The sequence below is a fragment of the Caulobacter sp. FWC26 genome (assembly GCF_002742645.2).
Lineage (GTDB): Bacteria > Pseudomonadota > Alphaproteobacteria > Caulobacterales > Caulobacteraceae > Caulobacter.
On sequence record NZ_CP033875.1, the window covers coordinates 3,644,700 to 3,670,746 of the forward strand.

At 68.6% G+C, this 26,047-nt stretch carries 25 protein-coding genes and 1 pseudogene; 16 read left to right on the forward strand and 10 right to left on the reverse strand.

The features are described from left to right. Positions 1-63 precede the first annotated feature (63 nt). The 4 genes and pseudogenes from ptsP to CSW63_RS18925 all read right to left on the reverse strand — a co-directional run bounded on the left by ptsP (position 64) and on the right by CSW63_RS18925 (position 4,875). Entirely contained in the window at positions 64-2,328 is a 2,265-nt protein-coding gene (gene ptsP, locus CSW63_RS18910; protein WP_062099833.1) for a phosphoenolpyruvate--protein phosphotransferase, read from the reverse strand. 236 nt (positions 2,329-2,564) lie between these two features. After that, positions 2,565-2,963, reverse strand: a complete 399-nt coding sequence (locus CSW63_RS18915; protein WP_062099834.1) for a glycine zipper 2TM domain-containing protein — start codon at positions 2,961-2,963, stop codon at positions 2,565-2,567. Between the two features lie 145 nt (positions 2,964-3,108). Then, positions 3,109-4,059: pseudogene (locus CSW63_RS18920) on the reverse strand (DMT family transporter). A gap of 84 nt (positions 4,060-4,143) precedes the next feature. Next, entirely contained in the window at positions 4,144-4,875 is a 732-nt protein-coding gene (locus CSW63_RS18925; RefSeq protein WP_062099836.1) for an AraC family transcriptional regulator, read from the reverse strand. Between the two features lie 120 nt (positions 4,876-4,995). Between CSW63_RS18925 and CSW63_RS18930 the strand changes: the two genes are divergently transcribed. Both CSW63_RS18930 and CSW63_RS18935 read left to right on the forward strand, forming a co-directional pair. Then, the gene (locus CSW63_RS18930) at positions 4,996-5,922 is read left to right on the forward strand and encodes a PHB depolymerase family esterase (RefSeq protein ID WP_082749808.1); all 927 of its coding nucleotides are present in this window, start codon (positions 4,996-4,998) and stop codon (positions 5,920-5,922) included. Positions 5,923-6,197: 275 nt separating this feature from the next. Beyond that, complete coding sequence (locus CSW63_RS18935; RefSeq protein WP_082749810.1) at positions 6,198-6,641, forward strand: nuclear transport factor 2 family protein; 444 nt, start codon at positions 6,198-6,200, stop codon at positions 6,639-6,641. Between the two features lie 3 nt (positions 6,642-6,644). On the opposite strand, the gene CSW63_RS18940 is transcribed toward CSW63_RS18935, so the two are convergent. The 3 genes from CSW63_RS18940 to CSW63_RS18950 all read right to left on the reverse strand — a co-directional run bounded on the left by CSW63_RS18940 (position 6,645) and on the right by CSW63_RS18950 (position 9,061). After that, a complete protein-coding gene (locus CSW63_RS18940) occupies positions 6,645-6,998 on the reverse strand; it encodes a CZB domain-containing protein (protein WP_062099838.1) in 354 nt (117 codons plus the stop codon). A gap of 150 nt (positions 6,999-7,148) precedes the next feature. Further along, complete coding sequence (locus tag CSW63_RS18945) at positions 7,149-7,613, reverse strand: hypothetical protein (RefSeq protein WP_062099839.1); 465 nt, start codon at positions 7,611-7,613, stop codon at positions 7,149-7,151. Positions 7,614-7,813: 200 nt separating this feature from the next. Further along, positions 7,814-9,061 carry an aspartate kinase gene (locus CSW63_RS18950; protein WP_062099840.1) on the reverse strand — a complete coding sequence of 416 codons (1,248 nt, stop codon included), beginning with the start codon at positions 9,059-9,061 and terminating at the stop codon, positions 7,814-7,816. 178 nt (positions 9,062-9,239) lie between these two features. On the opposite strand from CSW63_RS18950, the gene ubiG reads away from it, so the two are divergent. The 5 genes from ubiG (at position 9,240) to CSW63_RS18975 (ending at position 13,964) form a co-directional block, all read left to right on the forward strand. Then, positions 9,240-9,998 (forward strand): bifunctional 2-polyprenyl-6-hydroxyphenol methylase/3-demethylubiquinol 3-O-methyltransferase UbiG, encoded by a 759-nt coding sequence (gene ubiG, locus CSW63_RS18955; RefSeq protein WP_062099841.1) that lies wholly within the window; start codon positions 9,240-9,242, stop codon positions 9,996-9,998. 126 nt (positions 9,999-10,124) lie between these two features. Continuing rightward, positions 10,125-11,129: a glycine zipper domain-containing protein gene (locus tag CSW63_RS18960; protein WP_062099842.1), complete on the forward strand. Its 1,005-nt coding sequence runs from the start codon at positions 10,125-10,127 to the stop codon at positions 11,127-11,129. A gap of 116 nt (positions 11,130-11,245) precedes the next feature. Continuing rightward, positions 11,246-11,548, forward strand: a complete 303-nt coding sequence (locus CSW63_RS18965; protein ID WP_062099843.1) for a glycine zipper 2TM domain-containing protein — start codon at positions 11,246-11,248, stop codon at positions 11,546-11,548. Positions 11,549-11,664: 116 nt separating this feature from the next. Further along, positions 11,665-12,417 (forward strand): ABC transporter ATP-binding protein, encoded by a 753-nt coding sequence (locus tag CSW63_RS18970; protein ID WP_062099844.1) that lies wholly within the window; start codon positions 11,665-11,667, stop codon positions 12,415-12,417. Then, the gene (locus CSW63_RS18975) at positions 12,414-13,964 is read left to right on the forward strand and encodes a hypothetical protein (protein ID WP_062099845.1); all 1,551 of its coding nucleotides are present in this window, start codon (positions 12,414-12,416) and stop codon (positions 13,962-13,964) included. Before CSW63_RS18970 ends, CSW63_RS18975 begins: the two co-directional genes overlap by 4 nt. Positions 13,965-14,073: 109 nt before the next feature. Here CSW63_RS18975 and CSW63_RS18980 read toward each other — a convergent pair whose 3' ends face one another. Further along, entirely contained in the window at positions 14,074-16,338 is a 2,265-nt protein-coding gene (locus CSW63_RS18980) for a PAS domain-containing protein (RefSeq protein ID WP_062097303.1), read from the reverse strand. 155 nt (positions 16,339-16,493) lie between these two features. After that, positions 16,494-17,921, reverse strand: coding sequence for a DEAD/DEAH box helicase (locus CSW63_RS18985; RefSeq protein ID WP_062097306.1), 1,428 nt, complete (start codon positions 17,919-17,921; stop codon positions 16,494-16,496). A 392-nt stretch (positions 17,922-18,313) separates the two neighbouring features. On the opposite strand from CSW63_RS18985, the gene CSW63_RS18990 reads away from it, so the two are divergent. Genes CSW63_RS18990 through CSW63_RS19005 form a run of 4 tightly spaced genes read left to right on the forward strand, consistent with a single transcriptional unit; the run spans position 18,314 to position 19,624 of the window. Further along, a complete protein-coding gene (locus CSW63_RS18990; protein ID WP_062097308.1) occupies positions 18,314-18,577 on the forward strand; it encodes a hypothetical protein in 264 nt (87 codons plus the stop codon). Between the two features lie 37 nt (positions 18,578-18,614). Beyond that, a complete protein-coding gene (locus CSW63_RS18995) occupies positions 18,615-19,007 on the forward strand; it encodes a retroviral-like aspartic protease family protein (RefSeq protein ID WP_062097310.1) in 393 nt (130 codons plus the stop codon). A gap of 60 nt (positions 19,008-19,067) precedes the next feature. Next, positions 19,068-19,472 (forward strand): 8-oxo-dGTP diphosphatase MutT, encoded by a 405-nt coding sequence (gene mutT / locus CSW63_RS19000; RefSeq protein ID WP_062097312.1) that lies wholly within the window; start codon positions 19,068-19,070, stop codon positions 19,470-19,472. Further along, the gene (locus CSW63_RS19005) at positions 19,451-19,624 is read left to right on the forward strand and encodes a Flp family type IVb pilin (RefSeq protein ID WP_062097346.1); all 174 of its coding nucleotides are present in this window, start codon (positions 19,451-19,453) and stop codon (positions 19,622-19,624) included. Before mutT ends, CSW63_RS19005 begins: the two co-directional genes overlap by 22 nt. A gap of 18 nt (positions 19,625-19,642) precedes the next feature. Here CSW63_RS19005 and CSW63_RS19010 read toward each other — a convergent pair whose 3' ends face one another. Beyond that, on the reverse strand, positions 19,643-20,554 hold the full coding sequence (locus CSW63_RS19010; protein ID WP_099503085.1) for a methyltransferase domain-containing protein: 912 nt from the start codon (positions 20,552-20,554) through the stop codon (positions 19,643-19,645). Here CSW63_RS19010 and CSW63_RS19015 point away from each other — a divergent pair. The 5 genes from CSW63_RS19015 to CSW63_RS19035 all read left to right on the forward strand — a co-directional run bounded on the left by CSW63_RS19015 (position 20,553) and on the right by CSW63_RS19035 (position 25,997). Beyond that, complete coding sequence (locus tag CSW63_RS19015; RefSeq protein WP_062097316.1) at positions 20,553-21,350, forward strand: ComF family protein; 798 nt, start codon at positions 20,553-20,555, stop codon at positions 21,348-21,350. The two genes, CSW63_RS19010 and CSW63_RS19015, sit on opposite strands and share 2 nt — an antisense overlap. 28 nt (positions 21,351-21,378) lie before the next feature. Next, entirely contained in the window at positions 21,379-21,633 is a 255-nt protein-coding gene (gene grxC / locus CSW63_RS19020) for a glutaredoxin 3 (RefSeq protein ID WP_062097318.1), read from the forward strand. After that, positions 21,630-22,466 (forward strand): carbon-nitrogen hydrolase family protein, encoded by an 837-nt coding sequence (locus tag CSW63_RS19025; protein WP_062097320.1) that lies wholly within the window; start codon positions 21,630-21,632, stop codon positions 22,464-22,466. The genes grxC and CSW63_RS19025 overlap by 4 nt, the downstream gene beginning before the upstream one ends. 19 nt (positions 22,467-22,485) lie before the next feature. Next, positions 22,486-22,923, forward strand: a complete 438-nt coding sequence (locus tag CSW63_RS19030; protein ID WP_062097321.1) for a DUF1178 family protein — start codon at positions 22,486-22,488, stop codon at positions 22,921-22,923. 116 nt (positions 22,924-23,039) lie between these two features. After that, positions 23,040-25,997: a class I SAM-dependent DNA methyltransferase gene (locus CSW63_RS19035; protein ID WP_062097323.1), complete on the forward strand. Its 2,958-nt coding sequence runs from the start codon at positions 23,040-23,042 to the stop codon at positions 25,995-25,997. The last annotated feature ends 50 nt before the right edge of the window (positions 25,998-26,047 follow it).

Sequence of the window (26,047 nt, forward strand, 5' to 3'; positions counted from 1 at the left end):
ACAAACTAAGTAGCCGGATTCAATGTACTAAACGGTGACGCTTGGTTAACAGCCAAGCTTTTGTCACACGGCGACGTAGAGTTTCCGCGCCAAGGTTTCGATCTCGCCGCGCAAGGATCCGCCAGACCCTTTCAGCAGCGCCTCGACATTCCGACGAGCCGCCTCGCGATCCAGCGACAGGACCATCTGCTTGACGGGACCGATCCCCGCAGGCGGCATCGACAAACGATCGAAACCGAGCGCCACAAGCGCGAAGGCCTCCAGCGGACGGCCGGCCATCTCACCGCAGACCGACACCTGGGTCCCGGTGTCGGCGCAGGCCTGCTGGATCGTCTTCAGCGCCCGCAGCGCGGCCGGCGACAGCGGGTCGTAGCGGTCCGAGACGCGGGGATTGCCCCGGTCTGCGGCGAACAGGTACTGCATCAGATCGTTGGTGCCCACCGACACGAAGTCGGTCATCGGCAGCAGCGCGTCCAAATGCCACAGCAGCGACGGCGCCTCGACCATGGCCCCGACGTCCAGCCGCGCGGGCGCGGGCCGGCCGCGCTTCAACGCCCAGGCGATCTCCTGGTCGACGAACGACCGGGCGGCGCGGAATTCGTCCACATTGGCCACCAGCGGGAACATGATCCGCAGCGGCCGTCCGTTGGCGGCCTTGATCAGGGCGCGGATCTGCATCCGCAGCAGGGCCGGACGGTCCAGGCCCATGCGCACGGCGCGCCAGCCCAGGGCCGGGTTGTCCTCGCGCTCCAGCTCCATGTACGGCAGCAGCTTGTCGCCGCCGAGATCCAGCGTGCGGAAGGTCACCGGCATGCCGTTGGCGGCTTCCAGCACCTTTTCATAGAGCGCCGTCTGGGCCTCCAGGCGCGGCAGCTCCTCGGCCACCATGAACTGGAACTCGGTGCGGAACAGGCCGATGCCCTCGGCGCCCGTCTCACCCAGAATGTCGAGATCGACGGCCAGGCCGGCGTTCATCAGCAGGGTGATCTTGGCGCCGTCCTTGGTGATCGGCGGGGTGTCGCGCAGGCGGGCGAACTCGGCCTTGCGCTGGGCGCGGACCTCCATCCGGGCCTTCAGCGCCTTGACCACGTCCGGGCGCGGACGCAGCCACGCCTCCTGGGTCTCGGCGTCGACCACGACGGGGTCGCCTTCGTTGACGCGGTCGCGCAGACCGACCAGACGACCAACGCACGGGATGTCGAGCGCGCGGGCGACGATGCCGGCGTGGCTGGCGGCGCTGCCCTCTTCGAGCAGGATGCCCTTCAGCTTGGTGCGATCGTATTCCAGGAGGTCGGCGGGGCCCAGGTTCCGGGCGATCAGGATCGCGTCGTCCGGCAGCTGACGCACGGCGTGGACATCGCCCGACAGGTGGCGCAGCAGCCGGTCGTTGAGGTCCTCCAGGTCGTGCAGCCGCTCGCGCAGATAGGGATCGCGCGCCTGGCCAAGACGGGCGCGGTGCTCGGAGCGGACACGCTCGACGGCGGCCTCGGCGGTCAGGCCCGAGCGCACCGCCTCCTGTAGCGAGCGGTTCCAACCCCGGTCGTGGGCGAACAGGCGGTAGGTCTCCAGCACCTCGTAGGAGGCGCCGACCAGACCGTGCTGGCCTTCCAGCATCTCGTCGATCTGGGTCTGCAGCGCCTCGATGGCGTAGGTCAGGCGCGCTTCCTCGGCCAGGGCGTCGTCCGACAGCAGGGTCTCGGGCGCGACCGGCTGCTCGTGCAGCACCGCCACGCCATAGGCCAGGCCCTCGGCGAAGCGCGAGCCCTTGAGGCGCTCGGGCTTGTGCGGCGCCAGCTCGACGTCCTTGAGTTCGTCGGCGCCCAGCAGCTCGCTGGAGCTGACCATCTCGGCCAGCACCATGGCGATGATCTGGAGGTCCTCGACCTCCTCTTCATCGTAGTTGCGCTCGGTGCGGTTCTGGACGACCAGCACGCCGATCGCGCGGCCGCCGCGCAGCAGCGGCACGGCCAGGAAGGCGTGGTACGGATCTTCGCCGGTTTCCGGGCGGTACGAGAACGACGGGTGGCTGGCGGCGTCCGACAGGTTCAGCGGCCGCCCCAGGCGCATGGTCTCGCCGACTAGGCCCTCGCCCGGCTTCAGGCGCGTGACGTGGACGGCTTCGCGGGCCAGACCCTCGGTGGCGAACAGCTCAAGATCGCCCGAGGCGCGGCGCAGATAGATCGAGCAGACCTCCGCCACCATCGAAATGGCGATGGTGCGCACCACCATGTCCAGCTTGCCCTGAGCGGGCCCCGCGCCGGCCATGGCCTCGCGGATCTGCCGAAGCAGACTGCGTGGTCCTCGAACGGCGATGCCGGATGCCGCCATGACGCCTGTACGCGCTCCCTGTCCCAAGACCCGTCCTGTCCTGGCGTCAACGGCCAGGGGGAAGACGGCTCTTACCTCCTAGATGGGGGCTACAGCAGATTTCGCCCGGGGACCAGTCGCGCGCGTCAACCGAACGTCGATTAGGTGTGCGCTCACGAAAAAGCGCCGCCCGGAGGGGAACCGGACGGCGCAGTCTTGCACACTGGGGGAGGGATCAGAACTCCAGCGGCGATCGGTTAGCGGCGGTAGCCGTAGGCGTAGCGGTCGTCATAGCGATCGCGGCGCTCATAGCGTTGGCCGTAGCGGTCGTAGGCGTAGCGGCTGTCGGCGCGGCTGTCGTAGGCGTAGCGGTTGTCGTAGCCGTAGCGCGGGGCGGTCCGGTACGACTGGCTGTAGCGCCGGTCGTACTTGTTCTTGGCGGTGCTGGCGCCCAGGGCCGCGCCCGCGACGGCGCCGATGGCGACCGCTTCACCCTTGCCGTCGCCAATGGCCGCGCCGGCGATGCCGCCGATCACCGCGCCGATGATGGCGCGCTCGGTCTTCTCACCGGCGAAGGCGGCGGTGGCGGGGGCGACCAGCGCGCCGGCGACGGTGACGGCGATGGCGGTCTTGGTGAACTTGCCGAGGGTCTTCATGGCGGGTCTCCTATCTCTGTTGATAGGCGTTGTAGGCCCTTCGGCCTGAACGAGATCGGGACCGGCCGTTCAGGTGGGGTTTAGGTTTGGGGGGCTTTCAAGATCCGATCCTCCGACCTCCCCGGCGAATGCCGGGGAGGTCGGGTTAGAGGGGGCTGGTTCGCTCCACGTGATCCCCCCGATGCCGCCGCGCCGACCACAGCACCCCGGCCAGCATCAGCAGGATCGCGAGGCTCTCCAGCGCGCGCGGCCAGCGGCCCTCGTGCAGGAAGCCGTACAGCAGGGCGAACACGGTCTCGAACACGATCAGCTGGCCCGACAGCGACAGCGGCAACAGGCGGCTGGCGGCGTTCCACAGGCCGTTGCCGATCACTGAGGCGCCGATGGCGACGGCGAAGCTGACGCCCCAGAACAGCCCCCAGGCGCTGGCGGCATGGGCCTTGCCGCCCAGGGCGAAGGCCGGGACCACGATGAGCAGCGACAGCAGACCCGTGGCGACGCCGGTCAGCAGCGACCACTCGTGGCTGTTGAACTTCGGCGTGGCGGCCAGGCGCCGGGCGTCTCAGACGGCGTAGGCGGTCCAGACCCCCAGGGCCAGCAGGGCGCCCAGCAGGCCGACGAGCGTCCGGCTCATCCCCGCCCGCCCGGCGGCGGCGAAGGCGTCGAGGTTGATGCAGAGCCCGCCGGCGAGGATCAGGGCCAGCGGCCAGATCAGGCGCCGCAGCGGCGTCCCCTCGCCCGGTCTCGCGCCAACCAGGGTGATGGTCACGGGCAGGAGGCCGATGACCAGTGAGGCCAGGGCCACGCCCGCGCTCTGCACCGCCACGGCCAAGCCCACATAGTAGATCAGGTTGCCCAACAGGCTCAGCAGGATGAGGTCGCGCCAGTCGCGGCCGTCCATCCGCGCCATCACCGCCTTCCAGCTGGGCAGCAGCAGGAGCGCCGCCGCCAGGCCATAGGCCAGATACCGCCCCGCCGTCGCCTGCAGCGGCGTGAACTCGGAGAGCAGCTTCGGCGCCAGGAACACCCCGCCCCAGAACGCCCCGGCGATCACGCCGCACAGCAGGCCGAGCAGGAGGTTGCGCGAAGGGGTCATACGTTCGGCTTACCATCGCCGTCACGATCCGCCTTGGCGAAAGCTCCTGATCGCTTGGCGGAAACTCACGGGTGATCAGCGGCCCTACCGCCGCTTCCGCCAAGCCCCAGGCGTCACACCCAGCGCCGCCTTCATGCGCTTGGTCAGGCCGCTCTGGTCGCCATGGCCCGTACGCACGGCGATCTCGGCGATCGACAGCGAGGTGTCCGAAAGCAGCCGTTGCGCCGCCCGCAGGCGGGCGGCGGACACGGCCGCGTGCGGCGTCATTCCGTAGGCGTCGGCGAAGCGGGCGAAGAAGCGGCTCTGACTCATGCCGGCCTCGGCGGCCAGATCGCGGACGGTCAGGGGCTGGTCGTAGCGGGCCTCGATCAGCGCAGCGGCGCGGGCGAGACGCGGATCGACGGCGATCGGCCCCGCCGACAGCCCGCGCAGAAGCAGCGGGGTCCAAAGGGTAGCGACCCCAGGCTCAATGGCCCCGGGCCTCTCGCCCGCCAGGAACTCCAGCAGTCCGCGCACCGCGCCCGTCACCGGCGCAAAGGGTCGCTCGCGCAGACGCTCGAACGGCTTCATCAGGTCGCCACCGATATCGGCGACCACGAACAGGTTCTCGCCCGAGGCCGCGAAGGCGTGGCGGGCGCCGGGCGGCACCACCGCCGCGCGGCCTGGATCCACTCGCCCGCCCCGGCCCTCGATCTCCATCTCCAGCACGCCCCGGCGCGGCAACACGATCTGGTCGAAGGCGTGGTCGTGCGGCGGCGCGTCCTCGCCATAACGGCGGAACGAAAGTTCGGCGGGCGCGGTCAAGGCATCGGCCATGTCGCGACTATAGCCCCGCCGACGCATCCTCACAGCCTCGGCGGCAAGATCAGCGTCGCCCTGGTTCCGCCTTACGGGCGCTGCGGCTAGGTTGGCGGTTGCGCGATAAGGAGTGTGTCGATGAGGGCCATAATGCTGGGACGCGGGCTGCTGACCCTTCTGGCCCCGTTGGCGGTCTTGTGCGGCGCCGCCGGCGCCCAGGCGGCCTGCGCCGTCGGTTCGCCCGGCGCGACCGTAAGCGTCGACGTCGGCGGGACCGGGCGGCCGTTCCTGCTGCGCCGCCCGGCGGCGCTCGACGCGGCCAGGCCCGCGCCCTTGCTGATCCTGCTGCACGGCAGCGGCGGCGAAGGCGGCAAGATGCTGACCGACTCCAAGCTGGAGGCGACGGCCGAGCGTCACGGCTTCCTGGTCGTCGCGCCCACCGCCGCCATCCCCGCCGGCAAGGGCTTTGCGTGGAACATTCCGGGCGTGCCGACCGTGACCGGCAAGATCCCCGACGCCTCGGACGCCGACGACGTGGCCTATCTGGCGGCGCTGGTCGACGGTCTGGTCGCCGAGGGCTGCGTCGAGCCCGCGCGCGTCTATGTCACCGGCCTGTCGGGCGGCGGACGCATGGCCTCCTGGCTGGGCTGCGTGGCCTCGGACCGTTACGCGGCCATCGCGCCGGTGGTGGGCCTGCGGGCGGGCAATCCGCGCCGCGAAGAGCCGGACGAGCCCGATCCCGCCACCTGCCAGCCGGCGCGTCCGATGCCGGTGATCGCCTTCGCCGGCGACACGGACACGACCAATCCTACGCAGGGCGGCGGCGCGGGCTACTGGCAGTACACGATGCATGCGGCCGAGCAGCGCTGGGCGGCGCTGAACGGCTGCCAGGCGCCGCCGACCACGCAATGGGTCGCGCCCGGCGTTTATGAGGAGCGCTATTCCGGCTGTCGGGACGACGCCGATGTGGTGGGCCGCATGACCGTCGGCGGCGGCCACATCTGGCTCGCCGACAACGACGCCTTGTGGGCCTTCGTCTCGCGCTATCGGCGGGAGGGCCGTTAGGCGGTCCGTCCTCAATCCCCAAACGCGCCGTCATCCCGGCTGGAAGACCGCGTAGCGGGCTGTAACGCCGGGACCCAGGGGCGACCGCATTGCGCCGGCCGCTGGGTCCCGGGTCGGCTTCGCCGCCCGGGATGACGCGTGTTTTGATCCTGGAGAGGTCGGAGGCTTTGGCCTCCGCTACCAAGCACAGCCGTCTCACCGAACGCCGGTTCGCCACGCCAACGTCACGATTCACCTCAAGCTTGCGCCCTCGATTCGCCTTCTTGGAGACGCGCATGATCGCCGCCCTGCTGACCGCCCTGGCCCTGCAAGCCGCCCCGCCCCCGGCGTTGGACCCGGCGGCCGTCAAGGCGGTGGAGGCGGTGGCGTTCGACTATGTCGACGGTCAGCTGGAGGGCGACACCGCCCGCGTCACGCGCGCCCTGCACCCGGACCTGGCCAAGCGCGCCGTCCGCGCCAAGGCCGATCCCGACGAGGTCCTGGCCCTGCGCCGCATGAGCCGTGACGAACTGATCGACCTCACCCGGCAAGGCGCCCTGAAGACCCCGCGCGACCAGTGGGACCGCACCGTCCGGGTGCTGGACGTCGCCGGCAATGTGGCGGTGGCGCGCGTCGAGACGCCGTGGTTCGTCGACCACCTCAGCCTCGGCCGGTTCGGCGAGCGCTGGGTGATCGTCAACGCGCTCTGGTATCCCAAGCCTCGGCCGGCGGCGAAGTAGCCGTCAGGCCGGGACGGCGGTCTTCAGACGTCGGATGGCCACGGCGACCTGGAGTGACGCGGTCGAGAACGGCGAACCGCCCTCCAGGAGTCGGGCGGCGGTAGCGGTGTCGCCGCGATTGATCGCGACGGCGATCTCACCCGCAGACTTATGAAAGTCGCGGTGAGCTTCAACGCATTGCAGATAGGTGCGGTCCCCCGCCAAGCGCGACTTGGCCTCGCCGTGCAGCCACCGTCCCAGCGCGCAGTTGCAGTCGGAACTGGCGCGCTCCACGTCGACATGGGCCCGCGTTTCCATCGCGATCCGCAAGTTCACTTTCCAGTCGGCATGAGCCGCCATCGCCGCGTCGAAATCCATGTCGCCCCCATCTGGTTCTGGCTTTTATTTTCGGGGGCGAGGTGCGGCCAACAGCCTTTCCAGGATATGCGCGGACATGGTTAAGCACCCCGGATCGGGTTTCTAAGAACGTCGTTATCGCGATGTTGAGCGCGCTGCGAAAAGGACGACTCAGCCGTGCCCCGGCATCGCCAGGGGCTCGTCGGCGTCGGCGACCAGGCGGCGGGCCTGTTCCAGGGCCGCGTCGATGTCGTTCTCGATGAACGCGACCTCAAGGTCGGTCAGCGGGTGCGGGGCGGCGATGACCTTGCGCAGGTAGTCGCGCTTTTCCAGCGGGTTCATGGTCCACCAGCCGACGGTGTGACCCTCCTCGATGACCGCGTCGCCCATGGCCAAGAGGTCGTCGGTGTCGAAGATCGGCTGGCCGGGCTTTTCGGGGAACCACTGGCCGTCGTCCGGCAGCGCCTGGTCCAGCTGCCGCAGCAGGGCCGCCAGCCACGGGCTGATCAGCAGCGGCTTCTCGTAGCCGTCGCCGAACTTGGCCCGCAGGAGCAGGTCGTAGAGCAGCTCCAGACCCGCGTCACCGTGGAAGGTGACGGTCTTGGCGTCGGGGTCGAACTTGAAGACGTCGGGCATGGGACTCTCTTGGGCTGACGCCCTCATAACGTCCGAACGCGACGTTTTCTTGCAAGATGGAGAGCGCCCCCTCCACCGCTTCGCGGTCCCCCTCCCCCGTTTCACGGGGGAGGATGAAACCGTGTCCTCCTGCCCCGCTTGCGGGGGAGGTGGCGCGATGCGCAGCATCGTGACGGAGGGGGCGCTCCCTCCGTCTCAGATCAGAGCTGATCCAGCCCGTACACCGCGTGCAGGGCGCGGACGGCCAGTTCGGTGTAGGCCGCGTCGATCAGGACCGAGATCTTGATCTCCGAGGTCGAGATGACCTGGATGTTGATATTCTTCTCGGCCAGGGCCGCGAACATCGACTGGGCGACGCCGGCGTGCGAACGCATGCCCACGCCGATCACCGAGACCTTGGCGACGTCCTCGTTGACGGCCACGTCCTCGAAACCGATCTCGGTCTTGGCGGCCTGGACGATCTCGACGGCGCGGGCGGCGTCACGCTTGCCGACCGTGAACTCCATGTTGGCGGTCGCGGCGCTGCGGGCGCGCGACTGCACGATCATGTCGACGTTCACATTGGCGTCGGCCAGCCGGCCGAAGATCTGCGAGGACACGCCCGGGTGATCGGGCAGGCCCAGCAGGGTGATCTTGGCTTCGTCGCGGCTGTAGGCGACGCCGGAGACGATGCGCTTTTCCATGATTTCTTCCTCGTCGCAGACGATCGTACCTTGGCCCGGGGCTTCGCCCGGTTCGACGAAACTCGACAGCACCCGCACCGGGACGCGATGGGCCATGGCCATCTCGACCGAGCGGGTCTGCAGAACCTTGGCCCCCAGCGAGGCCATTTCGAGCATTTCTTCGTAGGAGATCTTGGCCAGGCGCTTGGCCTTGCTCTCGATCCGGGGGTCGGTGGTGTAGACCCCGTCCACGTCCGTGTAGATGTCGCAGTCGCCCTTGACGGCGGCGGCGATGGCCACGGCGCTGGTGTCCGAGCCGCCCCGGCCCAGGGTGGTGATGCGGCGGTTCGGCGTCACGCCCTGGAAGCCCGCGATCACGGCGATCTCGCCGTTGGCGAAGCAGGCCTCAAGGTTCTCCGGCGGGATCTCCTCGATCCGCGCGCGGCCGTGGGCCTCGTCGGTCAGGATCGGCACCTGCCAGCCCAGGAACGAGCGGGCCTTGTGACCCATGTTGCGCAGGGTCATGGCCAGCAAGCCAGCCGTGACTTGCTCGCCCGAGGCGACGACGGCGTCGTACTCGTCGTCCGACTCCGGCAGACCTTGGGCGGCGCGGCCAGCGCCGTCCGTCCAGGCGACCAGCTCATTGGTCTTGCCCGACATGGCCGAGACGACCACCGCGACCTGCTTACCCGTCGCGACCTCGGCGGCGACCAGGCGCGCCACACGGCGGATGCGCTCCAGATCGGCCACCGATGTGCCGCCGAACTTCATCACCAGACGTGACACGTCCTTGGTACCTCGACACTTGGTTATTTCTTGCGCCCGCGCGGCCGGATCGCTCCCCCTCGCGCAAGCCCGCGCCTTCTAGCGAGCCGATGGCGCAACGGCAATGTCGCGGACGTGTCTTTTTTGCGTGAGGGGGTTGGGACGTGGCGCACACGCGGCCTCGTGGTAGACACGCGCCATGACACAAGCCGCTTCCCCCGCTCCCTCCTGGAGCATCGACCCCGCCGACGTCGCGCGGTTCTCGGCCATCGCCGCCGAGTGGTGGGACCCCAAGGGCAAGTTCGCGCCGCTGCATGTGTTCAACCCCTGCCGCCTGGCCTTCATCCGCGAGCAGGCCCTGGCGCGGTTCGGGCGCGACGGCGCCGTCCGGGCGCCGTTCGAGGGTCTTTCCCTGCTGGACATCGGCTGCGGCGGCGGCCTGCTGTCCGAGCCCATGGCGCGACTGGGCTTTGCGGTGACGGCGATCGACGCCTCGGAAAAGAACATCAAGACCGCCGCCACCCACGCGGCCGAGCAGGGCCTGACGATCGGCTACCGCCCCGCCACCGCCGAACAGCTGCTGGCCGAGGGCGCGGGGCCGTTCGACGTGGTGCTGACCATGGAGGTCATCGAACACGTCGCCGATCCGGGCCAGTTCCTGCGCACCTGCGCCAAGCTGCTCAAGCCCGGCGGGATCATGGTCGTGGCCACCCTGAACCGCACGCTGAAGGCCCTGGCCCTGGCCAAGATCGGCGCCGAGTACGTGCTGCGCTGGGTGCCGCCCGGCACCCACGACTGGAAGCAGTTCCTCAAACCCGAAGAGCTGCGCGCCTTCCTCAGCAACGAGCCCGTGGCGATGCAGGGTCCGTTTGGGGTGGCCTACAACCCGCTGACCGGCCGCTGGAGCCGTTCAAGCGACACCGACATCAACTACATGATGACGGTGACGAGGGACTGAGGACGCCGTTCGGGAACCTCCGCGCCAACCAACGCTTATCTGTCTCCGCAGGGGCGGACGCCCCCGGATTGGCGGCCCGTGCCGGGGTCGGACGTCGATCCGTTCGGTTGAACGGAGACCACCACCATGACTTCCAGGATTCTCGCCTCGCTGCTCGCCACCACCGTGGCCTGCGGCGCGGTCGCCCCGGCCTTCGCCCAGGATGCGGCCTATCAGCGTAGCCTCGAGCGCTACGACACCCAGCGCTCCAACTATTACGAAGGTGTGGCCGAGTATCAGGCGCGGCAAGAGGCCTATGAGCGCGACCGCGCCAACTATGTGCGCGCCCGCGACGACTATGACCGTCGCTACGGTCGCGGCGCCTATGACCGCCGCCATCCCAGCTACGCCGACCGCTATCGCGTGGCCCAGTACCGCGACAGCGCCGCCTACTACGCCGAGCAGGCCGAGTTCGAACGCGCCCGCGCCAACTACGAGCGCGCGCGCTACAGCTACGACCGCCGCTACGGCGAGGGCGCCTATGACCGCCGTAACCCGCGCGAGGCCGCGCGATTCCGCGTCAGCGGCGTCAGCTATGCCGGCTATGACGCCAACCGCGATCAGTGGGAGCGCGATCGCGACCGCTACATCGCCGCCCGCGACGCCTATGACCGTCGCAACGGCTACGGCAGCTATGACCGCCGCTATCCGGGCGAGGCTAGCCGCTACGGCGCGCCCTATGCCGGCGGTTACAGCATCGACACCAGCGTCAGCACCAACACCGGCGCCGACTGCCGACAGGACGCCAAGCGCAACGCCACCGTCGGCGGCGTGATCGGCGCCCTCGCCGGCGCGGCGCTCGGCTCGAACGTCGCCGCGCGCAACGCCCGTCCGGAAGGCACGGTGCTGGGGGCCCTGGTCGGCGCGGGCGTCGGTGCGGCCGTCGGTAACGCCTCGGCCAAGTGCGACACGCGCGGCGCCTATTACAGCTACGAGCAGACCCAACCCTACCGCTACAGCGACGGTCGCTACGCCGACTCCGGCGAGCGCTGCCGCCTGGCCCCGGCTCCGACCGAGTACAACGGCCGGGTCGAGACCCGTTACGTGCGCGTCTGCCCCGACGCCGACGGCCGCTATCGCGTCCAGGGCTGACCCTGACCTCAACACCCGGTCGACGGTCGGCTCGCCGACTTTTCGGAAACCGGCCGCCGGCTTGGGCGTTGAGTCACCGAGGGATCGAACCAAGAAACAAGAACGGAGAGCTCGTCATGCGCGCGCCCCTGAAAGCCATCATCCTGGCCACCGCCGTCGGCTTCACCGTCAGCACCGTGGCCGTGACCACCGCCGACGCCCAGTCGAAGAACCGCTATCGCGTTCTGGTCTGTAACAAGTCCAAGGCCAAGAACGGCGCCATTATCGGCGGCCTCGGCGGGGCCCTGCTGGGCAACACCGTCGCCGCGCGCGGCAACAAGACCGAAGGCGCCCTGCTGGGCGGCGCGGTCGGCGCCGTGGCCGGCCACGAGATCGGCAAGAACAAGAAGAAGTGCCACTACGAGTACCGCTACCGCTAAGGCGGGCGGTCATCGCAGACGCCTTGAGGGCGCCGGACGCAGGTTCGGCGCCCTTCGCGTGTTCGGCTTGCGTGGCGGACCGCATCAGGCTCACATGCCGCCGCAAAGTTGTGCTTTTGGGGGCGGCGTTGACGGAAGCCTTGGTAATTCGCGGGTTGAACAAGACGTTCGCCAAGCCTGCGGTGTCGAACCTGGACCTGACGGTCCGCGCGGGCGAGCTCTACGCCCTGCTGGGCCCGAACGGCGCAGGCAAGACCACCACCCTGCGGATGGTCGCCGGCCTCACCCAGCCCGACGCGGGCGAGATCGCCATTTTCGGGGTCGACGCCCGCAAGGACCCGGCCGCCGCCAAGGCCCTGCTGGCCTGGGCGCCCGACGAGGCGATGATCTACGACAAGCTGACACCCCTGGAGTACCTGGAGTTCGTCGCCGGCCTCTGGAACATCGACCCGCGCACCGCCAAGACCAAGGCCGAAGAGCTCTTGTCGACGCTGGGCCTGGCGTCCGAGGCCCGCCGCCGCTGCGAAGGCTTTTCGCGCGGCATGAAGCAGAAGGTCGCCCTGGCCGGCGCCCTGATCCATGATCCCAAGCTCCTGATCCTGGACGAGCCGCTGACGGGCCTCGACGCCGCCGCCGCGCGCCTGGTCAAGGACATGCTGCAGGCCCGCGTCGACGCGGGAGGGACGGTGATCCTGACCACGCACATCCTGGAGGTGGCCGAGCGCATGGCCCACCGCATCGGCATCATCGCCGGCGGTCGCCTGCTGGCCGAAGGCACGCTGGAGGAACTGCGCGGAAAGGCCGGTGAGGCCAGCGGCCGCACCCTGGAGGACGTCTTCCTGCAACTGACGGCCGAGGCCGCCGCGTGAGCCTGCCATTCAAGCCGGCCAGCACGCCCTGGCTTCTGGCCCACGAGATTCGCCTGGCCTGGCGCGGCGCCATGGCCGGCCGCAAGTCGCGCGGCCCGGGGTCGATCATCGCCTTCGCCATCCTCGGCGCCTTCGCTCTGGCCGGCGGCGTCTTCCTGGCGCTGGCGACCAAGGGACACGAGGTCCCGATCATCCCCTTCGCGGTGATCATCACCGACATGGCGCTGGCGGTGATCCTGACCCTGATGCTGTCGACCACCTTGGCGGCCTCGGCTGACGCCCTCTACGAGCGCGGCGACCTCGACCTGCTGTTCTCCTCGCCGCTGTCGCCGCGCAGGGTTCTGTTCGTCCGGGCCCTGGGCCTGGCGGTCAACGCCGGCCTCTGGTTCATGCTGCCGGCCGTTCTGTTGCTGACCCCGGCGATCGTCATGGGACACCCGCACTGGGCCGGCGTGTTCGTGGTGCTGGCCTCGGCGGCTTTGGCCGCCTCGGGCGTGGGCCTGCTGCTGGCCATGGCGCTGTTCGCGCTGATCGGCCCGCGCCGCACCCGCACCGTGGCCCAGGTCATGGCGGCCCTGATCGGCGCGGCCTTCTTCCTGGCCAGCCAGTACCGCAACCTGATGGGCGAGAAGGCGTCGGAAAGCCTGTTCGCGCGCATCGCGCTGGACGTGCGCGACGGGCGCATCCAGCCGCCGCCGTTCGCCGACCTGCCGCTGCGCGCGGCGGTCGGCCAGCCGATCCCGCTGCTGATCCTGCTGGCGATCGGTCTGGGCGTGTTCCTGTTCGCCGCCCGGGTGCTGGGCCGGCGTTTCGCCGACGCCGCCGCCGCGACGCAGGGGGCCGAGACGCGCAAGGCGGCCAAGGGGCCTACCCGCGACTTCGCGGCGGGCGCGTTCCAGGCCACGCTGCGCAAGGAACTGCGCCTGATCAGCCGCGACGCGGCGCTGCTCTCGCAGGTGCTGCTGCGCGTGCTCTACATGGTGCCCCTCGCCTTCGTGATGGTTCGCGTCGCCGGGCGCCTGCCTGACTGGGCCCTGGCGGGCCCGGCGGCGGCGGTCACCTTTCTGGCCGGACAGGTGGCGGGGAGCCTGATCTGGATCACCGTCTCGGCCGAGGACACGCCGGACCTGCTGGCCATCTCGCCCACGCCGATGAGCGTGCTGCGCCGCGCCAAGCTGGCGGCCGCCCTGATCCCGGTGGCGGGACTGCTGGTCGTGCCGATCGCCGCCCTGATCTGGTACGCGCCCCTGGCTGGACTTTGGACCGCGCTCGGCGCCGGGCTGACGGCCTGGACGGCTGGCCTGATCGGCGTCTGGCATCAGAAGCCGGGCAAGCGCGCCGACTTCCGCCGGCGTCGCGGCGGCTCGTTCCTGGCCGCGCTGGCTGAACTGGTCATCGCCGCCCTGATCGGCGGCGCCACCGCCCTGGCGGTCGCGGGCCTGCTCGTCTGGGCGCTGATCCCGCTGATCGTGGCCGGCGCGCTGACGATGGCCCTGCGGCGCACCGACGAGCAGATCGCCGCCGCCCTCCGCGCGGCGGCGAACTAGAGCCTCTAGCCCGATATCGGAATCGATTTCGGGCTAAAGTCTCTAAATCAAACACTTAGAGCGTGACTCGTGCCGAAACCGGTTCCCACTTTCGGCGTCACGCTCTGACTCAGGCCTCGAGCAGCGCCCGGATCCGGCAGACCACGCCCTCGGGCTGGAAGTCGATCACCGCCGCGCCTGACAGCTCCGCCGCCAGGCCGCGCTCGATCAGACGCGAGCCGAAGCCGCGCCGTTCGGGCGGCGTCACGGGCGGCCCGCCCCGTTCGGTCCAGGTCATGTCCAGACGGGGCGCGCCCGGCTCAGGCGCCAGATCCCAGGCGATCCGGATCCGCCCGTCCGGACCTGAGAGGGCGCCGTACTTGACCGCGTTGGTGGCCAGTTCGTGCAGCGCCATCGACAGCGACAACGCCGTCTTCGGCGACAGGCGGATGGCCCTGCCGTTCAGCTCAAAGCGGGCGTCGCCGCCATGCAGCGCGGCCACACGGCAGGCGACGTCGTGCATGTCCGCGCCTTCCCAGTTCTCGCGCGTCAGCAGATCATGCGCCTCGGCCAACGCGACGATGCGGTTGGAAAACGCTTCCTGCGCCTCCGCCATCGAATGCTGGCCGTTGAAGCTCTGGGCGGCGATGGCCTGGATGGTGGCGAGGCTGTTCTTGACCCGGTGGTTCAGCTCGTTGACCAGCAGGCGCAGATGCAGTTCGGCGCGCTTGCGCTCGGTGATATTGACCGCCGCTCCGAGGAAACGCCGAGGCTTGCCGTCCTCGTCGAAGAACACCTTGCCCTTCACCGACAGCCAGCGCTCGACATGGTCGTCCCGACCGATCACCCGGAACTCGACGGCGTACTCGGCGCGGACGGCAGGATCCAGGGCGCGAGCGATCGCGTCGCGCGTCCGTTGGACATCCGCCGGATGGGTGAGCGGCATCAGACTCTCGAGCGAGACCGGCTCGCCGGCCGGAACGCCGAACATCGCGTAGCAGCGATCCGAAAGCCGAACCTCGCCCGACTGCAGATCGTGATTCCAGGTGCCCACGTCGGCGGCGTCGATCGCCAGCCGCAGGGTCTCCTCCTGGCTCAGCAGACGTTCCACCGCCTCGCGACGATCGGTGACGTCTGAGGCGACGCCCACAAAGCGCGTACACACCTCGTGCTCGAAGAAGGCCTGGCCGAACACCTCGATCCAACGCGAGGCGCCGTCGTTGGCGCGGTGAATCCTGTAGTCGAGATTGATCGTGCCCGTCCCGTGCGGGTCGGTGGCGGCGGCCATCGCGTCGCGCACCGCCTCGCGATCGTCGGGGTGCACCAGCGCCAGGAAGCGAGACGTACTGGGCGCCTCGTTCTCGGTGAGTCCGAAGATCGCCCGGGTACGCGCGTCCCAGTAGCGTTGGCCAAGGTGTGGCCGGATCACCCAACGCCCAAGACCCGCCGCCTGGGCGGCCAGATCCAGGTCGACGCGGGCGGCGGCCAACTCGGCCTCCACCTGCTTGCGCTCGGTGACATCGATGATGACGCCGGCGTTGCGCGACGGCTGGCCGGCGTCGTCCAGGTACGCCTTTCCGCGCGTATAGATCCAACGCACCGAGCCATCGGCCTGCACCAGGCGATACTCCTCGGAGAAGGTTTCGCCGGTCGCCGCCGAGGCCATAGCGGCCTCGCGAATGCGCTCGCGGTCATCAAGATGCAGCGCCGGCGTGAAGGCCTCTACCGGCAGGCCCCGCTCCGCCAGGGAGGGGTCGACATTGTGCAGTTCGGCGTATCGCGCGTCGGCGTAGACCTTGTTGGCCTTCATGTCCCATTCCCAGGCCCCGACCACGCCGGCCGCTTCGCGGGCCATCTGGTAGCGTTCCTGGGTACGGCGGAGGGTCTGCTCGGCTTCCACCGACCGTGAAATTTCGACGGCCGCCACCAGCACGCCGCCCACGCCGCTCGGCGCGCTTTCGTCGGGCAGCGGACTGTAATTGATTGCGAAGTAACCGGTTTCCAAAACACCGTCGCGCAGCACCTTCAGCGGCAGGCGCTCAAAGGCGTAGCCGCCGCTTCGACCAGCAAGAATATCGTCGTGCAAGCTGCGCAGCGTCGCCTGAAACGCCGGGGTGGCGTCAGAGAGCCGTTGCCCCAGCGAGACGGGATGGCGCTCGTGCAGGGCGGGCGCGTAGGCGTCGTTGTAGATGAGCACCAGCTCCGGGCCCCAGCGCAGGGCCATCGGGAAGTTGCTGGCCAGCACGATGTCGACCGCCAGGCGCAACGCCGGCGACCAGGTCTCACGCCCGCCCAACGGCGTCGTCGACCAATCAAACGCGCGGACGCGCGCGGCCATCTCGCCACCGACGATCTTCGTCATTGCAGGCGTGGCTTGTTCGCCGCCCTCGCCCATCCCAAGGTCCCCTGCCCGATCCGCCGATCGGCCCTGGCCTCAAGGTGACTGCTCGCGGAGGCGGTTTCAAGCTCCGCCTTAAATCAAGCGCTGCAGTTGCGGAGCGAGAGGGAAACCCTCGCTCCGGTTGCACAACCTATTGTAATCTTTGACGATCAGTCGATCGGCGACCAGCGCTTCTCGCTGGCGGCCTCGGCGCGCTTGGGGCCGCGAAACTCGTTTCGGGGAGCCGCGCCCTTGGGCGCCTGCCCCCGGGCCTGATCCCGACCCTGGCCACGCCCTTGGCCGGACTTCTGGCCGCCCTCGGTTCGGCCAGCGCCGCCGCCAGGCTTGCGGTTACGCTTGCGGCGCAGTTCGGACGGGACGTTGTTGCGCGGGTCGGCCTTGCGCGGGTCGACGTACTTTTCAGCCGGAACCAGCTTGTCGGCGACGGCGGCCGCGGCGGCCAGCTGCTTGTCATTGCGACGGTCGAAGGACGGGATCGTCTGGCGGGTGGCCTTCTGGATGTCCTTCAGCAGATTGCGTTCGTCATCGGCGCAGAAGCTGATGGCGATGCCGTCCTTGCCCTTGCGGGCGGTGCGGCCGATCCGGTGGACATAGGCCTCCGGCACGTTGGGCAGCTCGTAGTTGATGACGTGGCTGACGTCGTTGACGTCGATGCCGCGCGCGGCGATGTCGGTGGCCACCAGGGCCCGCATCTCGCCGGCCTTGAAGGCCGCCAGGGCCCGCTCGCGCTGACCCTGGGTCTTGTCGCCGTGGATCGAGGCGGCCTCGATGCCGGCGGCGTTCAGATACTTGGCCACCCGGTCGGCGCCGCGCTTGGTGCGGGTGAAGACGATGGTGCGCGAGAAGCTGCTATCGGCGAACAGTTCGGCCAGCAGCGGACGCTTGCGCTGGGCCTCGATGAACAGCACGCGCTGGTCGATGCGCTCGACCGTCGTGGCCTGCGGGGCGACCGAGACCTGCACGGGGTTGTTCAAGAGCTCGCCGGCCAGCTTGCCGATCTCGCTGGGCATGGTGGCCGAGAAGAACAGGTTCTGGCGGTTCTTGGTCAGTTGGGCGGCGATCTTGCGGATCGGCACCACGAAACCCAGGTCCAGCATCTGGTCGGCTTCGTCGAGGACGAAAATCTCGGTGCCCGAGACGATGGCCGACTTCTCGGCCATGTGGTCCATCAGGCGGCCGGGGGTGGCGACCAGAACGTCGATGCCGCCGGCCAGGGCCTTCATCTGCGGGCCGTACTTGACGCCGCCATAGATGGTGTGGACCGACAGGCCCATATGGACGGCGTAGGCCTTGAAGTTCTCGGCGATCTGGGTGGCCAGCTCGCGGGTCGGGGAAAGGACCAGGCAGCGGAAGCCGCGGCGCGGGGCCGGCTTACGGTCTTCGGCCAGGCGCTGCAGGATCGGCAGGGCGAAGGCGGCGGTCTTGCCGGTGCCCGTCTGGGCGATGCCCAACAGGTCCTTGCCTTGCAGCACCACCGGAATGGCCTGGGCCTGGATCGGCGTCGGTTCCTTGTAGCCCTTTTCAGCAAGCGCCTTCAGCAGCGGCTTGGCCAGGCCAAGGTCGGAAAATTGAGTCACGTGTGTTGTGTCTTTCAAGCGCCGAAAAACAGCGCATGCGTTCCTCGCACGGCTGGCCTGTCGGCTATCGTTCGGGGGAGCGCCCCGCGTGCACGGGCGATCGGTGAGAAAAGCTCTCAAGGCGCTCGACAGGCTGGCCCGAAAACGGACCCTCACGCGGCTGGAGCGCCAATAGCGCCGGAGTGGCGCGAGTGGGTGTATCGGTTATCCGAGTAGGAAAGTCAAGTTTTGAGAGCGGCGGCGGCTTTACCGCAAACTCGACGCACCTCGCGCAAATGGTTAATAACGCTTAACCTCAAAAGCTGAGACTCAGGCGATGTTGGAGCGTTGTGACGGGAGTTGATTGGCTTGGTAAGCCAATCGGTGTTTCAAAAGCCGCAAGGGAATCGCCGATGACCATCCTTCGAGACGACATCGCCGCATTCGAAAAGATGCGCGCGGAATTAGAGGCCGCTCATGCCAAGGAGTGGGTTGTCATCCATGGTGGCGAGCTTCAAGGCGTTTTCAATGACTTCGAAGAAGCGGCCACGCTTGCCGTGGAGCGTTTCGGGTCAGGGGCTTGCCTGATTAGGCAGATCGGCGCGCCAGCTGCAATCCAGCTGCCGGGTGGAATGATTTTCACGCCTTCGCATGCCCTCAGCGCAAGCCGGGTTTAAAGCCGGAAGGGCAGGCGCGTCCCCAGCCGATCTGCTCGTGCAACTCGGCCCGACGTTGTTGGTCGACATAGGCTTGAAGTCCCAATCGCCACCGGGCGACAAGCCTGATCTGCCCAAAAAGAAGGTCAAAGCGCTGATCGACACCGGAGCAGGTGGTGACTGCATCGACGATGATCTCGCCCGCTCGCTGGGGCTTCCGATAACCGATGAGGGCGAAATCAGCGGTGTTGGCGGCCGCCATTGGGCCTACATCTATACTGCCCGCATCTACATTCCGAGCCTGGAGCGGCTCCTGTTTCAACCCTTCACCGGGGTCAAGCTTCAGCGGGGCGACCAGTGGCATGGCGTCATACTCGGACGGTCGTTCCTGCGTGGATACAAGCTCGCGTACAATGGCGCTGACGGAAGCGTATCGGTCGATGCGCTATGACGGATCAATTTCACGCCGCCTAGATTGACCCACGCGCCGCCCCGCGCCAAACCGCCCCCAATGACCAAGCCGATCGTCCTCGTCGCCGCCGCCGCCCTGATCGATGTCGACGGGCGCGTGCTGATCTGCCAGCGGCCGCCGGGCAAGCAACTGGCGGGCCTTTGGGAGTTTCCCGGCGGCAAGGTCGAGCCTGGCGAGACTCCGGAAGAATGCCTGATCCGCGAGTTGCAGGAAGAGCTTGGGATCAAGGTCGCCCAGGCCTGCCTGGCGCCCTTTGTCTTTGCGTCTCACAGTTACGAGTCTTTTCACCTCCTGATGCCACTGTACCTCCTGCGTCGGTGGGAAGGCCAAGTGACGCGCAAGGAGCACGAGGCGCTGGCATGGGTGAAACCGGACAAGCTGAGCGACTATCCGATGCCGCCGGCCGACGAGCCGCTGGTGGCCTGGCTGCGCGACGTCCTCTGACCGCGTTCTGGCGTGACCAGTCCGGCGCGACGGCGGTCGAGGTCGGGGTGATCGTGGTGCTGATCAGCATCGCCCTGATCGGCGCCATGACCGTGCTGAGCGACGGCATCAAGACCGCCTTCACCAAGTCCGCCGACGCGATGGGCAGCTAACGGCGCCTACGCCGCCCCTTAACCCGCCTTGTCGCCGGTCGATTGCTCCTGGGTCCCAAGGGCGTCGGCCAGGCGCATCTTGGCCGAGCCCGGCCGCAGCGGCTTTTGCTGGCTGTCGTGCGGCGCCCAACCGGTGACCGAGACGATCTCGAACGTCGCCGGCACCTTGCCATCGGCCTCGGCGAAGCGTTCGACATAGAGCTCCATCGCCCGAAACAGCACGCGCCGCGTCAAAGGCTTGCGCGAGCGGTCCAGCAGCACGCTGGTCTCGCCCATCTTGCGCAGATCCCGCAGCAGCGCGATCGGATGGCCATAGCGCACCTTGACCCGATCGACGTCCGCCACCGGCAGGGCGAAGCCCGCCCGTTGCAGCAGGCCCGCCGCATCGATGGCGTCGGCGAACGGCGACACCCGCATCGACGCGCCGTCCGACAGTTCGGCCTCGGCCGCCAGCAGGCACTGGCGCAGCTCCGTCAGGGTCGCCCCGCCAAAGATCGCGCCGACGAACAGCCCGTCCGGCCGCAGCGCCCGGCGGATCTGGATCAGCGCGCCGACAAGGTCATTGGTCCAGTGCAGCGACAGGGTCGAAACCACGAGGTCGAGCGTGGCGTCGCCGAACGGCAACCGCTCCTCGTCGGCGACGACGCGCAGGCTCTCGCGGCCGGCCAGCATCCGCCCCGACAGGTCGGCCTCGATCAGCGTGTCGAGGTTGGCGCGGGCGTCACTGTCGTTCAACGCCTTGAAAAAATGACCGTTTCTCGCGCCGAGGTCGACGGCGACCGGAAAGCGTCGCAGGATCGTCTCCAGCCGCATCACCACATCCTGAGCGGCGCGGACCTTCAGGAAGTCGGCGGCGCCGAACTCGGGCGCGGCGCGGTCAAGGCGCCGGCGAAGCAGGGCGCGGTCGAACAGGAGCGGAGAAGCGGTCATGGGCGCGGAACATGGCGATTTCGAACCGACATGGAAAGCCGCCACCCGCCTCATGGTCCCGCGTCTGCGCGGTCTGGGTCGGGGGATGCTGGACCTGATCCTGCCGCCCGCCAGCCTGCAAGGCCAGGCCGCGCTCACCGGCGGTCTCGACCCAGCAGCTTTCAGCAAGGTCACCTTCATCGACGATCCGGTCTGCGACGGCTGCGGCCTGGCCATGCCCTATGTCGATGCGGCGGCCGAACGCTGCCCCGCCTGTCAGGCCAAGCCCAAGGCCTTCGCTCGGGCGCGGGCGGCCTGTGTCTATGACGAGCACTCGCGCGATCTGGTCTTGATGCTCAAGCACGCCGACCGCACCGAGCTGGCGGGCCTGTTCGCGCGCTGGCTGTCGCGCGCGGCGGTCGACTTGCTGGACGAAGCCGACGCCATCGCGCCCGTCCCCGCCCATCGGTCGCGGATTCTGAGCCGCCGCTACAACCAGGCCGCCGAGATCGCCCGCCCCTTGGCCCGCATGGCGGGGCGCCCCTACCTGCCCGACGCCCTGGTCCGCCGACGCGACACCGCCAGCCAGGGCGGCAAGTCGGCCACGGGGCGCAGGCGCAATGTGGCGGCCGCCTTCGTCGTCCCGCCGGCCCGGCGACGCCAGGTCGAGGGCCGCAGGATCCTGCTGGTTGACGATGTTCTCACCACCGGCGCCACCGCCGAGGGCTGCGCGCGGGCGCTGCTGGCGGCCGGCGCGGCCAGGGTGACCCTATCCGTCGTCGCGCGCGTTACAGAAATGCAGGCGCGTCCTATATGAGGGCGTCGGAACACCAGCGAGTCACCTCATGGCCAAGGTCACCATCTACACCCGCCCCTTCTGCCCCTACTGCGCGCGCGCCGTGGCGCTGCTGAACGACAAGGGCGCTGACTTCACCGAGATCGAGGCGGGCATGGACCCGGCCCTGCGCCAGGAGATGATGCAGCGCTCGGGCCGCAACACCTTCCCGCAGATCTTCGTGGGCGAGCAGCACATCGGCGGCTGCGACGACATGATGGCTCTGGAAGACCAGGGCAAGCTGGACGCCCTGCTGAACGCATGAGCCAGGCCGCGCCGCTTCGCGTCGGGCTGATCCAGACCCGCACCCCCGCCACCCACGCCGCCGCGCTCGACCACGTGGCGCCGCTGGTGCGCGAGGCGATCGCGGGCGGCGCCACGTTCGTCCTGACGCCCGAATGCACCAACGTGGTGCAGAAGGACCGCAGCCTGCTGCTGCCGGCGCTGAAAACGCTGGACGAGGATCCGGTGGTGTCGGGCCTGCGCGAGATCGCCGCCCAGACCGGAACCTGGATCGACATCGGCTCGGCCCTGGTGCGGCGCGAAGCCGGCGAAAAGGCCGCCAACCGTCAGGTGGTCATCGACCCGACCGGCGCGATCGTGGCCACCTACGACAAGCTGCACATGTTCGACGTGGACCTGCCCACCGGAGAGACGGCGCGGGAGTCCTCGGCCTATGAGCCCGGCGAGGCGGCCGTCGTGGTCGACACGCCCTGGGCGAAGCTGGGCCTGACCATCTGCTACGACATGCGCTTTCCGGCCCTGCACCGGGCCCTGGCCCTGGCCGGCGCGACCGTGCTGACCGTTCCGGCCGCCTTCACCCGCCCGACCGGTGAAGCCCACTGGGAGACCCTGCTGCGCGCCCGCGCCATCGAGACCGGCTCGTTCGTGCTGGCCGCCGCGCAGGGCGGCTTCCACGAGGACGGGCGCGGCACCTGGGGCCGCTCGATCGTAGTGGGGCCGTGGGGCGAGATCATCGCCACGCTGGACCATGACGAACCCGGCGTGCTGCTGGCCGATCTCGACCTGACCGCCGCCGCCAAGGCGCGCGCGGCGATCCCCGCCCTGAAGAACGCCCGGGCCTTTACCGGTCCATGACCGACCCCATCTCAAGAGCATGATCAAGTACGCGCTCCGGTGCGACCGGACTCATGAATTCGAAGGCTGGTTCGGATCTTCGGCCGACTATGACGATCAGGCCGCGCGCGGTCTGGTCGAATGCCCCGTGTGCGGCTCGACCGGCGTCTCCAAGCAGATCATGGCCCCGGCCGTCGCCGGCACGAAAGCGCAGCGGTCCGCCGAGCCCGCCGTCGATCCCAAGATGCGCGAGATGATGATGACGGCCATGGGCGAGGTCCGCCGCCACGTCGAGGAGAACTTCGACTATGTCGGCGACGCCTTCGCCAAGGAGGCCCGCGCCATCCACGAGGGCAAGTCCGAAGACCGCGGCATCTACGGCGAGGCCTCCCCCGCCGAGGTCAAGGCCCTGGTCGAGGACGGGGTAAAGGTCGCGCCCCTTCCGCCCGGACCGCCGAAGAAGACGGACGTGAATTGAGGGCTTTCATTACCCCGTTCTCCCCGGCCTTCGCCGGGGAAATCGGTGGATAAAGCGCTGGACACATGCGCCGCCCGCCGGGATCGCTATGCTGCCAGGGTTGAGTCGGAGACCCCATGACGCCCGCGCAGTTCGTGAAGAAATGGAGCGACAGTCAGCTGCGCGAGCGGCAGGCCTCGCAGTCGCATTTCAATGACCTGTGCGCGTTGCTCGGCGTCCCCAATCCCATCGAGGATGATCCCGTCGGCGAGCGCTACTGCTTCGAGCGCGGCGCCTCCAAGACCGGCGGCGGCGACGGCTGGGCTGACGTCTGGCGCAAGGGCTGTTTCGGCTGGGAGTACAAGGGCAAGCACAAGAACCTGGACGCGGCCCTGCGCCAGCTTCAGGCCTATGCGCTGGACCTCCAGAACCCGCCGTATCTGGTCGTCTCCGACATGGAGCGGATCATCGTCCACACCAACTGGACGAACACGGTCAGCCGCAAGCTGGTCTTCACCCTGGACGACATGCTGGACCCCGAGCAACTGGCCGTGCTGCGGCTGGTGTTCGAGGGCTCCGAAAGCCTCAAACCCAAGATCAGTCCCCAGGAGCTGACCGCCAAGGTCGCCCAAAGGTTCGGCGATCTGGGCCGGCGGTTGCAGGAGCGCGGTCACAACCCGCGCGACGTGGCCCACTTCCTCAATCGCCTGGTCTTCTGCATGTTCGCCGAGGACGCCAAGCTGTTGCCCGAGGGGCTGTTCACCCGGCTGACGCGCTCGATGCAGCTGCGCCCGGCGGCCGAGACCGCCCCGCAGTTCAACGAGCTGTTCGCCAAGATGAGCGTCGGCGGCCTGTTCGGGGCCGATGTGATCAAGTGGTTCAACGGCGGGCTGTTCGACGACAAGCCGGCCCTGCCGCTGGAGCGGGCCGACGTCAAGCTAATCTGCGACACCGCCGCCGAGCACGACTGGTCCGACCTCGACCCCTCGGTGTTCGGCAACATGTTCGAAGAGGCCCTGAAGGCCACGCGCGAGCGGGCGGCCCTGGGCGCCCACTACACCGACCGCGAAAAGATCCTGAAGATCATCGACCCGGTGATCACCTGGCCGCTGATGGCCGAGTGGGACGCGGCCCTGGCCAAGATCCGCGAGGCCCTGGACGCCCGCGCCGCCGCCGAGGTCGAGCGCAAGGCCGTGCTGGAGGCCGCCGCCGAGGCCATGCGCCAGGACCCCGTCAAGGCCAAGGCCGGCGAGGCGGCCCGCCGCAAGGCCCTGACCGCCATCGCCAAGCGCTCTGACGCGGCGCTGGGCCAGGCCAAGGACCAGCTGGAGGCGTTCCTGGGCCGGCTGTCGCGCTTTCGCGTGCTGGACCCGGCCTGCGGCAGCGGCAACTTTCTGTATGTGGCCCTGCACGCCCTGAAGGACATCGAGCGCCGCGCCCTGGTGGACGCCCAGCGCCTGGGCCTGGAGGTTCCGGCCCCGCGCGTCGGCCTGGCCTGCGTGCGCGGCATCGAGATCGAGGAATACGCCGCCGAACTGGCCCGCGTGACCCTGTGGATCGGCGACCTGCAATGGAACGCCAAGAACAACTATACGGGCCTGGCCGAACCGATCCTGTCGTCGCTGGACCAGATCGAATGCCGCGACGCGTTGCTGAACAAGGACGGCACCGAGGCCGAGTGGCCGGCGGTGGACGTGATCGTGGGCAATCCGCCGTTCTTGGGCGGGAAGAAGCTGCTCGGCGATTTAGGCGAAAATCATGTCGAGAAGCTTCGTGCGGTCTATCGTGACAGGGTCGCGGGCGGCGCGGACTTTGTTTGCTACTGGGTTGAAAAGGCTTGGCGGAAGATTTCCTCAGAGGAGCCAACCGCCGTAAGAGCGGGTTTCGTGACTACGAACTCGATCCGTGATGGCGCCAGCCGTAAGGTCCTGGATCCCATCGCCGACGCGGTCGCCATATACGAGGCTTGGGCCGACGAGCCTTGGACGCTCCAAGGCGCCGCTGTTCGCGTTTCCATGACTTGTTTCGGCAATGGATTTATCGAACGGCGGCTCGAAGGGCGACCGACCACTCTGATCAATGCCGACCTTACGGGTTCAGCCGCAAACATCGTTCGCGCGGAGCGTCTCACGGACAATGGCGACGTGTGTTTCGAGGGCGGTCAGAAGTTTGGTGCCTTCGATATTCCCGGTGATTTGGCTCGCGAGTGGTTGGTCGAACCCCGAAACCCGAACGGCCTTACGAACTCGTCCGTATTGCGGCCTTTGCTGAACGGCGCTGACCTCGTCCGTCGCTCAAGTGACACGTGGGTGATCGACTTCGAAGCCATGGCAACCGAGCGCGAAGCGGCGTTTTTCGAAAAGCCGTTCGAATACGCGCTCAAGCACGTGAAGCCCGAACGCGACCTTAGCACCGTGCCGCGCAATAGAGAGTTTTGGTGGAAGCACCACAGGGCTCGGCCAGAACTGAGGCAGGCGCTGATTGGTAAGCAACGGTACATCGGGACCCCCGTGGTAGCCAAGTACCGCACCTTTGTTTGGCTCGACACGACCGCTTGGCCTTCAAACCTGCTGGACGCCATCGCTCGCGATGACGACACCACCTTCGGCGTTCTCCAATCCCGTTTCCACGAGCTGTGGTCGTTGCGGATGGGTTCAAGTCTTGAGGATCGCCCCCGCTACACCCCGTCCACCACCTTCGAGACCTTCCCCTTCCCCGAAGGCCTGACGCCGAACATCCCCGCCGCCGACTATGCGAACGACCCGCGCGCCCAGGCGATCGCGGCGGCGGCGGCCGAGCTGAACCGGCTGCGCGAGGCGTGGCTGAATCCGCCGGACCTGGTGAAGATCGAGCCCGAGGTCGTGCCCGGCTATCCCGACCGCATCCTGCCCGTCAGCCCCGAAGCGGCGGCCGAGCTGAAGAAGCGCACCCTGACCAACCTCTACAACCAGCGTCCGGCCTGGCTGGACATGGCCCACCAGCGCCTGGACGCCGCCGTCGCCGCCGCCTACGGCTGGCCCGAAGGCCTCAGCGACGACGAGGTTCTGGAGCGCCTGTTCGCGCTCAACCAGGAGCGTGCGGCGGCGGGGCGGTAGGTCACCCGATCTCCCCGGCGAAGGCCGGGGCCCAGATTCATCCGGAGCGT

Coding starts and splice junctions, on each gene's coding strand:
- ubiG (WP_062099841.1), top strand. CDS start 9,240: ATGACACAAGCCGCTTCCCCCGCTCCCTCCTGGAGCATCGACCCCGCC.
- CSW63_RS18930 (WP_082749808.1), top strand. CDS start 4,996: ATGAGGGCCATAATGCTGGGACGCGGGCTGCTGACCCTTCTGGCCCCG.
- CSW63_RS19015 (WP_062097316.1), top strand. CDS start 20,553: ATGGGCGCGGAACATGGCGATTTCGAACCGACATGGAAAGCCGCCACC.
- CSW63_RS18980 (WP_062097303.1), bottom strand. CDS start 16,338: ATGGGCGAGGGCGGCGAACAAGCCACGCCTGCAATGACGAAGATCGTC.
- ptsP (WP_062099833.1), bottom strand. CDS start 2,328: ATGGCGGCATCCGGCATCGCCGTTCGAGGACCACGCAGTCTGCTTCGG.
- CSW63_RS18915 (WP_062099834.1), bottom strand. CDS start 2,963: ATGAAGACCCTCGGCAAGTTCACCAAGACCGCCATCGCCGTCACCGTC.
- CSW63_RS18945 (WP_062099839.1), bottom strand. CDS start 7,613: ATGCCCGACGTCTTCAAGTTCGACCCCGACGCCAAGACCGTCACCTTC.
- CSW63_RS18965 (WP_062099843.1), top strand. CDS start 11,246: ATGCGCGCGCCCCTGAAAGCCATCATCCTGGCCACCGCCGTCGGCTTC.
- CSW63_RS19030 (WP_062097321.1), top strand. CDS start 22,486: ATGATCAAGTACGCGCTCCGGTGCGACCGGACTCATGAATTCGAAGGC.
- CSW63_RS19025 (WP_062097320.1), top strand. CDS start 21,630: ATGAGCCAGGCCGCGCCGCTTCGCGTCGGGCTGATCCAGACCCGCACC.
- grxC (WP_062097318.1), top strand. CDS start 21,379: ATGGCCAAGGTCACCATCTACACCCGCCCCTTCTGCCCCTACTGCGCG.
- CSW63_RS19035 (WP_062097323.1), top strand. CDS start 23,040: ATGACGCCCGCGCAGTTCGTGAAGAAATGGAGCGACAGTCAGCTGCGC.
- CSW63_RS18935 (WP_082749810.1), top strand. CDS start 6,198: ATGATCGCCGCCCTGCTGACCGCCCTGGCCCTGCAAGCCGCCCCGCCC.
- CSW63_RS18925 (WP_062099836.1), bottom strand. CDS start 4,875: ATGGCCGATGCCTTGACCGCGCCCGCCGAACTTTCGTTCCGCCGTTAT.
- CSW63_RS19010 (WP_099503085.1), bottom strand. CDS start 20,554: ATGACCGCTTCTCCGCTCCTGTTCGACCGCGCCCTGCTTCGCCGGCGC.
- CSW63_RS18990 (WP_062097308.1), top strand. CDS start 18,314: ATGACCATCCTTCGAGACGACATCGCCGCATTCGAAAAGATGCGCGCG.
- CSW63_RS18960 (WP_062099842.1), top strand. CDS start 10,125: ATGACTTCCAGGATTCTCGCCTCGCTGCTCGCCACCACCGTGGCCTGC.
- CSW63_RS18940 (WP_062099838.1), bottom strand. CDS start 6,998: ATGGATTTCGACGCGGCGATGGCGGCTCATGCCGACTGGAAAGTGAAC.
- mutT (WP_062097312.1), top strand. CDS start 19,068: ATGACCAAGCCGATCGTCCTCGTCGCCGCCGCCGCCCTGATCGATGTC.